General features: G+C 68.6%; 12 protein-coding genes. 5 read left to right on the plus strand and 7 right to left on the minus strand.

Features of this window, described 5'->3' with window-relative positions; translation table 11 throughout:
* Positions 1-29: 29 nt before the first annotated feature.
* Positions 30-1,748, plus strand: coding sequence for a bifunctional ribonuclease/(p)ppGpp synthase (gene relZ / locus AB4879_RS11575; protein WP_370507691.1), 1,719 nt, complete (start codon positions 30-32; stop codon positions 1,746-1,748).
* 20 nt (positions 1,749-1,768) lie between these two features.
* On the opposite strand, the gene AB4879_RS11580 is transcribed toward relZ, so the two are convergent.
* Complete coding sequence (locus AB4879_RS11580; RefSeq protein WP_370507692.1) at positions 1,769-2,767, minus strand: SDR family NAD(P)-dependent oxidoreductase; 999 nt, start codon at positions 2,765-2,767, stop codon at positions 1,769-1,771.
* Positions 2,768-2,785: 18 nt separating this feature from the next.
* The gene (locus AB4879_RS11585) at positions 2,786-3,415 is read right to left on the minus strand and encodes a TetR/AcrR family transcriptional regulator (RefSeq protein ID WP_199189936.1); all 630 of its coding nucleotides are present in this window, start codon (positions 3,413-3,415) and stop codon (positions 2,786-2,788) included.
* A gap of 104 nt (positions 3,416-3,519) precedes the next feature.
* Here AB4879_RS11585 and AB4879_RS11590 point away from each other — a divergent pair, with 104 nt between their 5' ends.
* A complete protein-coding gene (locus AB4879_RS11590; protein WP_370507693.1) occupies positions 3,520-4,431 on the plus strand; it encodes an alpha/beta hydrolase in 912 nt (303 codons plus the stop codon).
* Positions 4,432-4,583: 152 nt separating this feature from the next.
* The gene (locus AB4879_RS11595; protein ID WP_370507694.1) at positions 4,584-5,855 is read left to right on the plus strand and encodes a cytochrome P450; all 1,272 of its coding nucleotides are present in this window, start codon (positions 4,584-4,586) and stop codon (positions 5,853-5,855) included.
* Here the strand turns inward: AB4879_RS11595 and purD are convergent.
* Complete coding sequence (purD, locus tag AB4879_RS11600; protein ID WP_370507695.1) at positions 5,842-7,113, minus strand: phosphoribosylamine--glycine ligase; 1,272 nt, start codon at positions 7,111-7,113, stop codon at positions 5,842-5,844. The genes AB4879_RS11595 and purD overlap by 14 nt on opposite strands.
* A gap of 27 nt (positions 7,114-7,140) precedes the next feature.
* Complete coding sequence (locus AB4879_RS11605) at positions 7,141-8,679, minus strand: acyl-CoA carboxylase subunit beta (protein WP_370507696.1); 1,539 nt, start codon at positions 8,677-8,679, stop codon at positions 7,141-7,143.
* A gap of 87 nt (positions 8,680-8,766) precedes the next feature.
* On the opposite strand from AB4879_RS11605, the gene AB4879_RS11610 reads away from it, so the two are divergent.
* The gene (locus AB4879_RS11610; RefSeq protein WP_370507697.1) at positions 8,767-10,005 is read left to right on the plus strand and encodes a cytochrome P450; all 1,239 of its coding nucleotides are present in this window, start codon (positions 8,767-8,769) and stop codon (positions 10,003-10,005) included.
* Between the two features lie 62 nt (positions 10,006-10,067).
* On the plus strand, positions 10,068-10,700 hold the full coding sequence (locus tag AB4879_RS11615; RefSeq protein WP_370507698.1) for a TetR/AcrR family transcriptional regulator: 633 nt from the start codon (positions 10,068-10,070) through the stop codon (positions 10,698-10,700).
* Here AB4879_RS11615 and AB4879_RS11620 read toward each other — a convergent pair.
* From AB4879_RS11620 to AB4879_RS11630, 3 genes are all read right to left on the minus strand, one after another.
* Positions 10,663-10,944, minus strand: coding sequence for a hypothetical protein (locus AB4879_RS11620; RefSeq protein ID WP_370507699.1), 282 nt, complete (start codon positions 10,942-10,944; stop codon positions 10,663-10,665). The two genes, AB4879_RS11615 and AB4879_RS11620, sit on opposite strands and share 38 nt — an antisense overlap.
* 151 nt (positions 10,945-11,095) lie before the next feature.
* Positions 11,096-12,316, minus strand: a complete 1,221-nt coding sequence (locus tag AB4879_RS11625; RefSeq protein WP_370507700.1) for an RNA polymerase sigma factor — start codon at positions 12,314-12,316, stop codon at positions 11,096-11,098.
* Complete coding sequence (locus AB4879_RS11630) at positions 12,317-13,015, minus strand: YciI family protein (protein WP_370507701.1); 699 nt, start codon at positions 13,013-13,015, stop codon at positions 12,317-12,319. It lies immediately after the preceding gene.
* Between the last annotated feature and the right edge of the window lie 103 nt (positions 13,016-13,118).

Consider the following 13,118-nt stretch of genomic DNA (forward strand, 5'->3'; position numbering starts at 1 on the left):
TTACGGCCCTGGTACGGCAAGGTAGACGGATGCACTTTGTCGGCCTGGATCTCGCCTGGGGTGAACGCAAGCCGACGGGCGTCGCCGCGCTCGACGACGACGGACGGCTCGTCCATATCGCTAGCGCGCAAGACGATTCGAGCATCCTCGAGGAGGTCGGCCCGTTCGTCGACGGTCCCTGCCTGGTCGCCATCGACGCCCCACTCATCGTCACCAACGAGACGGGCCAGCGCGGCTGCGAAACGGACCTGAACCGCGACTTCGCCAAGTTCGAGGCCGGCGCGCACCCCGCGAACAAAAAGAAGCCGGAATTCGCCGGAACGCCGCGGGGCGCGCGGATCGCCGAAACCCTCGGCCTGGACATGGACCCGCGCTCCCGGGCGTCACGGCGGGCCATCGAGGTCTATCCGCATCCGGCCACGGTGGTGCTGTTCCGGCTGGGCCGCACGCTGAAGTACAAGCAGAAGCAGGGCCGCAGCGTGACCCAACTGCGCACCGAGCTGCTGCGGCTGATGGACGAGATCGAGCGACTCGCCCACGCCACGGTGCCGCTGCGGGTCGGCGATCACCCGGACTGGATCGCCATGCGTGCGACCGTCGAGAACGCCCAGCGCAAAAGCGAATTGCGCCACGCGGAAGATCCGATCGATGCGGTCGTGTGCGCCTACGTCGGGTTGTACGCCACTGCGCGGCCGGGTTCGGTGACCATCTACGGAGACTTCGCCACCGGCTACATCGTGACGCCGACACTGCCGCCGGATCTGACGCCCACGCCGCCGGAACCCATGCCCGGTGTGGTCGGTGACGCCGTCGCCCGGTACGCCGAGCGTCGGCCTGCGTTGGTCGCCACCACCGAGAACTACCTGGCGCTGGTCACGCGTCTGCTCGACGACGCGGGCATCAACTACCTCAGCGTGACGGCCCGCACCAAGAGCGTCGCGTCGTTCGCGGCCAAGGCCGATCGCAGCAGCAACGGCCAGCGGCTCTACACGGATCCGTCCGCGCAGATCACCGACCAGGTCGGCCTGCGGGTGATCACCTACCTGCGCGAGGACGTCACCGCCGTCGGCACCCTGTTGTCCGAGGAATTCGACGTGTTGACCGACCTCGACATGGGGCAGGTGACGGCTCGCGAGGGCCGCTGGGGGTATGCCAGCAGGCACATGCTGATCGCCAATGACGCTGAGACGCAGCCGGCCTCGGTCCAGATACGTACCGTCCTGCAACACGCGTGGGCGGAATTCGAACACGACATCCGGTACAAGGGAACGGTCCCCGAGCAGGACGCCGCGGAACTCGACCGCCGGTTCACCCTGGCCGCGGGCCTACTCGAGTTGGCCGACCGCGAGTTCACCGAGATCCGTGACCGATTGCGCACATCCATGGCCGAAGTGGGCAGCCCGGACGCGGCGGAGGCGGGTATCGCGACGCCGGTGCTGGCCACCTACCTGGGGCACCGTTTTCCCGAAGCGGGCTGGTCGCGGACCGAGCATTACGGCTGGATGGCGGCGCTGCTCGTCGACCTGGGCATCCTCACCCTCGACGCCCTCGAGGAGCTGTTGACCAATATCGACACCGATGCCGTCAACAAGAAGATGGACTACCGCTTCCCGGCGGGTGCGGTGCGACGCTTGGACGACGCACTACTGGCCACGTTCGCCGACCGCTACGTCGGCCTGCCGGGCAACGCGCATCGGGTGGCGCTGCTGCAGAACCGGCTCGTGCGGTTGCAGGGCCCGCCGAGCTGACAAGGGGGGCGACGTAAAGCTCATGCCCGCAGGCCGGTCCACTCGTCCGACGTCCCGGTCAGCCGGCTGACCTGTTCCAGCAGGCGCCGCACCTTGGCCGGATTTTCGTGGCGTTGCCAGCCGAATGTGGTCGGCCGCTGGCGGCGGTCGTGCCAGAAATGCCCGGGCGTGGACTCCGGCCGGGTGGCGACCAGCCAGACCGCGGTGTCGGCGCCGTCGGCCACGTCCCGCAGCAGCGGGCGGGTGAGGACCCGAAACCGCGGCAGGTACTCGGCCACGCCGGGGGTGTCCACCCAGCCGGGATGCATGCTCTCCACCCGGATGTCGGTGCCGGCCAGCCGACGTGCCCACGAGTCGGCCAGCACCACTTGCATCTTCTTGGTCCGCGCGTACGCCCGCACCCCGTTGTAGCCGCGCCGGAACTCCAGATCGTCGACCACCAGCGGTGAGCCGTACATGCCGCCCGAGGACACCCACACCACCGACGCCCCGCCTGCCGCCCGCAGCAGCGGGAGCAGCCGCTCGGTCATCAGATGGGGACCCAGCACATGCGTCGCCAGCTGCACCTCATGGCCCTCACGCGTGAGGACGCGCTCCTTGGGCATCAGGCCGGCGTTGTGGACCAGGCCGTTGAGCGCAGGGACTCGGTTGGCGAAATCGGTTGTCCAGTCCCGCACCGCATCGAGGTCCGAGACGTCGCACACCTCCCCCACCACGTGGGCGCCGGGCACCGATTCCCGGATCGCGGCGCACGATGTCTCCACCTTCTCGGGGTTGCGGCCCAGCAGATGGACGGTCGCACCCAGCGCGGCGAACGAGTGCGCCATCGCCAGGCCGATCCCAGCCGTCGCGCCCGCGATCACCACCCGTTTACCCAGCAGAGCCTGCGGGTCGGCATCGGCGGCCCACCAATGCCTGCGCAGCCCCGAGCCGATTTTGGTGTAGCCCACGATCAGCGCCCGGTCCATCACGCCGTCGAGCAGTTCCGTAGCCGGCCGGGCGAGCCCGGAAAGATCCATGTCTTCGAACGTAATCGCTCAGACCCGCACAGTGCGCTCGTCGATCGGGACCAACACGTCGATCACGTCCATCACGGTGGCCCTGGCCACCTCTCGCGGACCGTCGCCGTCGCTGACCAGAGCCGAGACCACCGAGCCGTCGACGGCGTTGACCAGAGCCGTCACCAGGTCGGTCCGCGCGTTGCGGCCCGAGCGCGCCATGGCCGACACCACGGCGTCGACCCGCTGCCGGGCCAGCCGGTGCTGGATCTCCCGCAGTTCGGGTTGCCGGGCGCAGGCGATGTAGCGCTCGTACCGCGAGATCAATTCTTCGCTGCTGGCCTCCCCGTCGGGATCGCCGACCAGCAGGTCCACCAATACGTCGGCAATCGCCTCGGCGCCGCGCCGCCGACGCGGCAGCGCGTCCACCCGGGCCCGCAATTGGGCGGTTTCCACTGCGCAGATGTACTCGACGGCCTTGAGTACGAGGTCGTCGAGCGAGGAGAAGTAGTAGGTGGTGGACGCCAGCGGCAACCCTGCACGACGCGCCACCGAACGATGGCGCACCGCTTCGAATCCACCTTCGCGAAGCAGCTCGGCGGCAGCGCTGATCAGCGCATACCGTCGCCGCTCACCCTTGGGCGTCATCGCTGCCGTCACGTTCAGCAATGCTGCCAGCAGCATCAACGGGACATCGCTCTTTCACCGAATCATTAACCTGGCACCGAGGTGGCGCTAGGCTCGATCGCCCACGCCCCCGGCGCGATGGCAAGATGGCCCGCATGGCGAACCTGAGCCGTCGCGCGGTTCTGCGACTCGGCGCCGGAGCCGCTGCAGGTGCCGCGGGCGCCTTCGCCGCCGGCCGTGCCCTGGATTCCGCGACTCAGCTCGCGGGACCGGACGTCGCGATGACCGGCGTCGGCGCTCCCCTGGCACCACCCGCCCCGCTGGAGCCGCCCGCAGCGGGCGCCGCCGCCCCCACGATGGTCACCGGCTCCTTCGTCTCCGCCGCGCGCGGCGGGGTCAACACCAACTGGGCCATCGCCCGCCCGCCCGGCCAGACCGCGCCGTTGCGGCCGGTCATCGCGCTGCACGGCAAGGGTCAGGACGCGGCGGGCGTGATGGCGGGCGGCGTCGAACAGGGCCTGGCGCAAGCGGTTGCGGCCGGACTGCCGCCGTTCGCGGTGGTCGCGGTCGACGGTGGAGGCAGCTACTGGCATCAGCGGGCCTCGGGTGAGGACTCCGGGAAGATGGTGCTCGACGAGCTGATCCCGATGCTCAGCAGCCAGGGCCTGGACACCTCTCGGGTGGCGTTCCTGGGCTGGTCGATGGGCGGTTACGGGGCCCTGCTGCTCGGGGCGCGCCTCGGACCGGCCCGCACCGCGGCGATCACCGCGGTCAGCCCGGCGCTGTGGCTGTCATCGGGCGCGGCGGCACCCGGTGCCTTCGACGGCCCCGACGACTTTGCCGCCAACACCGTGTTCGGCCTGCCTGCGCTGGCGTCGATCCCGATCCGGATCGACTGCGGCAACAGCGACCCGTTCTATTCAGCAACCAAGCAGTTCATCGCCCAGCTGCCCACCCCGCCGGCCGGCGGATTCTCGCCCGGCGGCCACGACGGCGGTTACTGGAGTTCGCAGCTGCCCGGCGAAATCGCGTGGATGGCGCCGCTACTCACGGCCTAAACCACGTTGAGGTCGCACTGAGAGCGGCTGCTGCGCCAATTTGTGGATCTGTGTGCCGTCTCGACGGCGATTGTCTCTCGTTGTGGAATTGTCTACAGTCGCAGTTACTGTCAACCATTCGATAAGCCTCTCGACAGCCCGGCGAGGAAACCATGACCGTCGCAAGCCCCCCGCTCTCCCCACGGCCGTACCACCCGCTCGACATCTCGGCGCCGGACTTCTGGACCGCCGACTTCGCCACCCGGGACCGGACGTTCGCGCAGCTGAGGGCCGGCGACGGGCTGTCCTGGCATGCGCCGGTGTCCTCGGTCTTCCCCCATTCCGAGACCGGGTACTGGGCGGTCACCCGCCACGCCGACATCAAGTACGTCAGCCAGCACGCCGACATCTTCAGCTCGGCGCTGGGCATGAGCGTCGACCCGCTTCCCGCCGAGATCCAGCAGGCCACCAGCTTCTTCCTGGCCATGGATCCGCCGGAGCACACCCTGTACCGGCGGCTGATCAGTGCGACGTTCACCCCCAAGCAGGTTCGCCGCATCGAGGCCCAGATCCAGGCCAACGCCGCCGACATCGTCGACCGGTTGATCGAACGGCTGCGCGACGGCGACGAGATCGACTTCGTCGCCGAATGCTCGGCCAAGCTCCCGATGCGCACGGTGTCGGACATGATCGGCATCGCTCCGCAAGATCAGCACGCGGTGGCCTACGCGGCCGAAAGCCTGTTCAGCGCAACCGATGACGACTACGCCTCATTCGAAGAACGCGCGACGCACGCGCTGACCCAGATCGGGATCCTCACGAGTTCGGGAATCGAGCTGGCTCAGCTGCGCCGTCGCGAGCCACACGACGACCTGATGACCAACATCGTCAACGCCGAGGTCGACGGCCACCAGCTCACCGACGTCCAGATCGGGTCGTTCATGGTGCTATTGGCCTCCGCTGGCAACGACACCACCAAGCAGACCACCTCGCATGCGTTCAAGGCGCTGGCCGATAACCCCAGCCAAAAGGCTTGGCTGATAGCGGATTTCGACGCCCGCATCGGCCCGGCGGTCGAGGAGTTCATCCGCTGGGCCACCCCGGTGCTGAACTTCGCCCGCCATGCCACCGCCGATACCGAACTGGCCGGCACCCCGATCAAGGCCGGAGAGAAAGTCGCGCTGTTCTATTGTTCGGCCAACCGCGACGACGCGGTGTTCGACCGGGCGGGCGAATTCGACATCACCCGATCACCGAACCCGCACTTCGGCTTCGGTGGCGGCGGGCCGCACTTCTGCCTTGGCGCCAACCTCGCCAGGACCGAGCTGCGGCAGCTGTTCCACCAGCTCCTCACCCGGCTACCCGAGGTACAGGTAGGCGAGCCGGAGTACTTGCACAGCAATGTGATTCACGGAGTGAAGCGGCTGCCGGTCAAGCTAGTGTGATGCGGCCCTCGGCGGCCGCCAGCGCGATGTCACTGCGGAAGTGGCTGCCCGGCAATCGGATCGAGGAGACGATCCGGTAGGCCTCTTCGCGGGCGGCGACCAGGTCGGCTCCGGTGCCGACGATCGAGAGCACCCGGCCGCCGGAGGACACGACCGCGCCGTCGTCGCGCCGGGCGGTGCCGGCATGCAGGACGCCGTCGGCCTCCGACCCGGTGATGACATCTCCGACCCGAGGGCGGCCGGGGTAGTTCTCGGCGGCCACCACCACGGTGACGGCGTATCCGTCGCGCCACTCGAGCGGGCCTGCGTCGGCCAGTGTCCCGGTCGCGGTGGAATGCAGCAGCTGCCCCAGCGGGGATTCCAGCAGCGCCAACACCGCTTGGGTCTCGGGATCGCCGAAGCGGCAATTGAATTCGATGACGGCGGGCCCGGTCGAGGTGATCGCGAGCCCCGCATACAGCAGCCCCGAGAACGGGCAGCCGCGGCGAACCAGTTCGGCGGCGACGGGTTCGACAACGCCGCTGACGATCGCCGACAGCACGTCGGCAGGCAGCCACGGCAGCGGCGAATACGCGCCCATCCCACCGGTATTGGGCCCCGCGTCATTGTCCCCGACCCGCTTGAAGTCCTGGGCGGGCAGCAGCGGAACCACGGTCGCGCCGTCGACCAGACAGAACAGCGACACCTCGGGTCCGTCGAGGAAGGCCTCCAACAGCACCGGGTGCCCCGAGTCCAGCAGCGACGCGGCGTGCGCACGGGCCACATCGCGATCGTCGGTGACCACCACACCCTTGCCCGCGGCCAGCCCGTCGTCCTTGACCACCCAGGCGGGTTGGCCCGCGGCGGGACCGAAACGATCCAGGGCGGCATCGAGGCGCGCCGGGTTGTCGACGGTCTCGCTGCCCGCGGTACGGACACCGGCGGCCGCCATCACGTCTTTGGCGAACGCCTTGGAGCCCTCGATCCGGGCGGCGTCCTTCGACGGGCCGAAGCAGGCGATCCCCGCGGCGCGCACCGCGTCGGCGACGCCGAGAACCAGCGGCACCTCGGGGCCGATGATCACCAAGTCCACCTCGAGCTTGCGGGCCAGCGCGGTGACGGCTTCGGCGGAGGTGACGTCCACCTCGTGCTGCTCGGCCAGCGCCGACGTCCCGGCATTGCCGGGCGCGACGGCCAAAAAGTCGATTTGCGGATCTCTGCGCAGGCCCAACAACAGGGCGTGTTCGCGGGCACCGGATCCGATCACGAGGACGCGCACAGGTTCACACCCTATCGCCCCACTTCGCTACCAGGTGTCGACGAATCGCCTCGGTGGCGGGAGTTCACCACGCGCCGCGGCGGCGGCCAGTGTCGCGACGATCAGGCCGCGGGTCTCCGCCGGGTCGATGACGTCGTCGACCTCGAAGATCTGCGCGGCGTTGAGCGCTCTGGCGTTCTCTTCCATCGCAGCGGTGGCGTCGGCGACCCGCTGTTCCCGCTCGGCGTCGTCGGAGATGGCCTCCAGTTCCTTGCGCATGCCCAGGCGGACCGCGCCCTCCAGACCCATCGGCCCGAGGTGCGCACCTGACCAGGCCACGGTCAGCAGCGGCTCGTGCAGGCTGCCGCCGGTCATCGCCTGAGCGCCCAGCCCGTAGCCGCGGCGCAGCACGACCGCCACCAACGGCACCCGCAGTGCCGCGCCGGCGACCAGCATCCGCGACGCCCGCCGCACCAGCGCCTCGGCCTCGGCGGCCGGGCCGACCATGTAACCGGGGCAGTCGATCAGCGAGACGACCGGCAGGCCGAATGTGTCGCACAGTTGTAGGAAGCGCGCTGCCTTGTCGGCCGCCGCCGCGGTGATCGCCCCGGCCATCACCATCGTGTTGTTGGCGATCACACCGACGGGGCGGCCGTCGATGCGGGCCAGCGCGGTGACCATCTCGGCGGCGAACTTCTCCCGCAAGAACGTCACGGAGCCTTGGTCGGCGATGGTCTCGATGACCGGCTTGATCGGATAGGCACGCCGGGCACGTTCGGGAATGACTGTGCGCAAAGCGCTTTGGTCGGCGACGGCGCCGGGCTCGGTGACGCCCTGAAAATAGCCGAGGAGCTGCTTGGCCACGGCGACGGCTTGGGCCTCGTCGGCGACGACGACGTCGACGACACCGTTGGGCGCCTGCACCGAGATCGGCCCGACAGCGTCGGGTTCGACATCGCCCAGCCCACCGCCGGCGATCATCGCCGGACCGCCCATACCGATCGAGGTGTCGGCGGTGGCCACGATGAGATCCGAGCAGCCGGCGATCACCGCGTTGCCGGCGAAGCAGCGGCCCTTGACGACCGCGATTCGCGGCACCACCCCTGACAGCGCCGCCCACAGTTTGAAGGCCCGGGTTTCCAGCGACGAAACCGTGGGGACGTCGGTGTCGCCGGGCCGGCCGCCACCGCCCTCGGCGAAGAAGATCGTGGGCAGCCGCATCCGCTCGATGAGCTCGAAGAGCCGGTCCTTCTTGCGATGCCCGACGTAGCCCTGGGTGCCGGCCAGCACCGTGTAGTCGTAGGACAACACGGCGCACGGCTTGCCGTTGACCTGCGCGGTGCCGGCGATCAGCCCGTCGGCGGGGGTGCGGGCGATCAGGTCGTCGAGGTCGCGGCGGCGGCGCTGCGCGGCGATCGCGAACCGCCCGTACTCGACGAACGAATCGGCGTCCACCAGGTCGGCGATGTTCTCGCGGGCGGTCCGGCCGCCGGCGGCGTGCCTGCGGTCGACCGCGTCGGGGCGGGCCGCGTCTTCGGTCAGCGCGCGCCGGCGCAGCAACTCCGCGAGGTCGGGACGATCCGTCATCGATCGAACCTAACGGGCATACACTCAGCGTTGCAGTGTATGGTCGTTCCAAAGGTGCGCTACATCACAACCACAGCGAGGTAGACCATGACCACCGCCAGCGTGTGTCCGTTCGGAGCGGGCTTCGACTTCACCGACCCCGACCTGCTGGAAGCGGGCATGCCCGTCGCGCAGTTCGCGCAGTTGCGCCAGACCGCGCCGGTCTGGTGGAACGAGCAGCCGCTCGGCAGCACCGTCTTCGACGATGGCGGGTACTGGGTGATCACCAAGCACCGCGACATCCGGGACATCTCCCGCGACGGCGACCTGTGGTCGACCAACGCCAAGGGCGTCGTCATGCGCTTCGCCGACGACATGACCGCAGACCAGGTGGAGATCACCAAAGCCCTGCTGATCAACCACGACGCACCCGAGCACACCCGGCTGCGCAAGCTGGTCTCGCGGCTGTTCACCCCGCGCGCGGTGGCCAAGCTGGAGGAGAAGCTGGCCGACGCCGCACGCGACATCGTGGCCGCGGCCGCCGCGAAAGACACCGGCGATTTCGTCGACGACATCGCGATGCAGCTTCCGCTGCTGGCGATCGCCGACCTGCTGGGCGTTCCGGAAGACGATCGCCAGAAGCTGTTCCACTGGACCAACAGCATCATGAACACCGACGACCCGGACTTCAACGACGTCGATCCGATCGAGGCCAACGCCGAGCTGATGGGCTATGCGTACTCGATGGCCGAGCAGCGCAGGCAGTGCCCGGCCGACGACATCGTCACCCGCCTGGTGGAGGCTGACTTGGACGGAGAGTCGCTGTCCGAGGTGGAGTTCGCGTTCTTCGTGATCCTGCTGGCGGTGGCCGGCAACGAGACCACCCGCAACGCGATGACCCACGGCATGAACGCGTTCTTCGAAAACCCGGACCAGTGGGAGCTTTTCAAGCGCGAACGGCCGGAGACGACGGCCGACGAGATCGTTCGGTGGGCCACCCCGGTGCACTGTTTCCAGCGCACCGCCACCGCCGACGTGGAACTCGGCGGCGTCACGATCCGCAAAGGTCAGCGGGCCGGCCTGTTCTACAGCTCGGCCAACTACGACGAGGAAGTCTTCGACAACCCGTTCCAGTTCAACATCTTGCGCGACCCGAACCCCCACCTCGGTTTCGGCGGCAACGGCGCGCACTTCTGCATCGGCGCCAACCTCGCGCGCATGGAGATCAAACTGATCTTCAACGAGATCGCCAACCAGATCCCGGACATCAGCAAGCTCGGCGACCCGAAGCGGCTGCGGTCGGGCTGGCTCAACGGCGTCAAGCAATTGCCGGTCACCTATCGGTAGCGCGATAACATCCCGGGTCATGGGCTACCCGGGCTATCCGAACTCCGCAGTGGGCGGCTGACATGCGGACACACGGATGGTCGGGAGCAGCGCCGGCCACCGACGAGGAAGCCGTCGCCAGAATCCTGGCGGCAGCCAACAAGGCCATCGATTCACACGGTGCCGACCTCAGCATCGCCGACGTCGCGCGCACGCTGGGTGTCACCCGCCAGACCGTCTACCGCTACTTCCCCAGCACCGACGCGCTGTTGCAGGCGTCGGCCATGGCGGCCGCGACCGGGTTCCTCGACCGGCTGGCCGATCACCTGGCCGGCATCACCGACCCGGCCGACGCGGTGACCGAAGGCATCGCCGCGGCGGTGGAATGGTTGCCCCACGACAAGCACATGGGTCTGCTGCTCGGACCCGAGCGCTCGAGCACGTTCAGCGCCGAGGTCACTTCCGATGTCGCGCTGGCGTTCGCGGGTTCGATGCTGCGCCGCTTCGACGTCGATTGGGGCGCAGCGGGTTTCAGCGACAGTGATCTCGACGAGCTCGGTGAACACCTGCTGCGGATCATCCAGTCGTTCGTGCTCGATCCGGGCCGGCCGCCGCGACACGGCGACGACTTGCGCCAGTATCTGCGCCGCTGGGTCGGCGCGGCATTGCTCACGCCGGTTAGGGAGCCGGTGCGTTCTCCTGCACCAGGGCGTTGACCGGCGCGGAGGTCGCCGCGTGGCCGACCAGCTCGCTCGGGTCCTGCGCAGGCCACACCACGGCGGCGAAGATCGCGCACACCGACACCACCGGCGGGCAGAGCACCGTCACGGTCGTGTCGATGACACCGGCCCATTTGGATGCCTGACGAACGACCTTGCCGCGCTTGGTCAGCGGCTCCGTCCACAGGCTCAACATGGTCGGGGCCGTCCATGACTGGTCGTACATCGTCATAGAAGTCATAGAGGTCACGGCCACTCCCATCCCTCACCGAGGCCGGCGGCGCTCGATTTCACTTCGGTAACACTGGTGCACAAATGTCACATTTGTGACACGGCGCGATAACCGTTTGCGATCTGCGCGTTTCCTTACCGTTGTCTTACCGACCTCTTTGTTATGCGATCGCCCCGCCGCATTCGGCAATTCGACGGCGCAGAAACGCCTTGCCCGGTTCGGATCCGTTCACATCGATCGCGTTCCGATACCAGCGCGCCGCCTCTGCGCGTCGCCCCGCTCGGCGCAACAAGTCGGCCCGCACCGTGGGCACGAGCGCCGATCGGGCGAGCCGCGGATCGTGCGCCACCTGCTCCAGAGCCGCCAAGCCGGCATCCGGGCCGTCGCGCAGGCCTATCGCGAGCGCCCGGTTCGCCCGCACCACCGGCGAGTCCGTCTGCCGCACGAGCTGGTCATACGCCCGGCAGATGGTCTGCCAGTCGGTCTGCTCCCAACTCGGCGCAGTCGCGTGCGCGGCGGCGATCACCGCCTGCGGAAGGTACGGCCCGCTCGCCCCCTGCGCACGGCGTAGCGCGTCGAGCCCGCGGGAGATCCGGCCGCGGTCCCACCGGGACCGGTCCTGCTCGTCGAGCGGCACCAACGCACCGTCGGCATCGACCCGCGTCGACCGTCGCGAATCATGCAACAGAACAAGGGCATACAACGCGCGGGCATCGGGCTCGGCGGGCATCAGCAGGCACAATTCGCCGGCCAGCCGGACACCTTCGTCGCACAGCTCGTCCCGGATCGCGGACGGTCCGGCCGTGGACCAGTACCCCTCGGTGAACACCGAATAGATGCATGACAGCACGTGCGGGGTGCGTTCGGCCAACAGCTCGGACGGGGGTACTCGCAACGGGATGTTGGCGTGCCGGATCTTGCTCTTGGCGCGGGTGATGCGTTGTCCGACGGCAGTTTCGGTGAGCAGAAGCGCGCGTGCGATCTCCGGCACAGTCAGGCCCGATATCAGCCGCAGGGTCAGCGCGAGTTGCGACAACCGCTCGAGGGCGGGATGCGCGCAGGTGAAGATCATCCGGAGCTCGTCGTCGCGCACACCGTGCACCACGCGGTCATCGGCACGCCCATCACCCTGCACAGCCAGCAATTCCTTTCCCGGGCGCACGGATTCGCGACGTAGGCGATCCCTGACCCGATTACGGCCGACGGTGACCAGCCACGCGCCGGGATTATCCGGCAACCCGTCGCGTGGCCAGCTCCGCAGTGCCTCCGCGCAGGCTTCCTGGACGGCGTCCTCGGCGATGTCGAGATCACCCGACCACCGCGCAAGCGCGGCCACCGCGGGACCCCACTCCCGCCGGAAGACACTGTCCAGCGAACCCATCTACAGCCCAGACACTCCCGCCAGCCGGCGCAGCTCGACGACCGACGCCGGGATCATCGACGCCACCTTCGTCACCTCGTCACGGTCGGCGGCCGACAGCACATAGAACCCGTTGGCGACTTCGGCGCCCTCCGCGTACGGACCGTCGGTCAACACCACCTCGCCGTCCCGCACACGCACCGTCGTCGCCGTCGACGGCGGATGCAGCGGCGCCCCGCCGAGGATGTGCGATCCCGCCGCGGCCCCGAACTCGGCATGCTCGGCCAGCCCCTGATCCCATTCTGGCGTGCCAGGAACATTGACCTCATCGGCGGGTTCGAGAAGCAGTGCCAGCCAATCGGAATCGGTCGTCGGCCGCCCCACCGCGTTCCAGTGCACCACCGGCCACACCTCGATCGCGCCATACTGGGCCGCCGGAATCTGCCGGGCCAGCTGCAGTGCGTCGTCGAGGTTGTCGGCCTCGAACAGGTAATAACCGCCGGCCACCTCGGCGCCCTCGGCGTACGGACCGTCAGTGATGACCGGCGCATCCGGTCCGCCGGTGATCCGGACCGCGTCGGCGGCCGGACCCAACACATCTCCCTCTCGGATCGCCGCCGACTCGCGGGCGTGGAACTCGGCGTAGGCCTGCATTTCCCGGCCTGCTTCCTCTGCGGTGAGATCGCGCTCGCGGACCTGCAGCAGTGCGAAGTAGTACATGGCGATGTCCTTCCAACGTCGGCCGTGAAACCCCGCTGGTTTCACTCTCCATCCCTACGACGAATGGCGCGCGCGGAATCCGACATCCGAATCGAACTATTCT

It is taken from the genome of Mycobacterium sp. SA01 (assembly GCF_041287105.1).
Lineage (GTDB): Bacteria > Actinomycetota > Actinomycetes > Mycobacteriales > Mycobacteriaceae > Mycobacterium.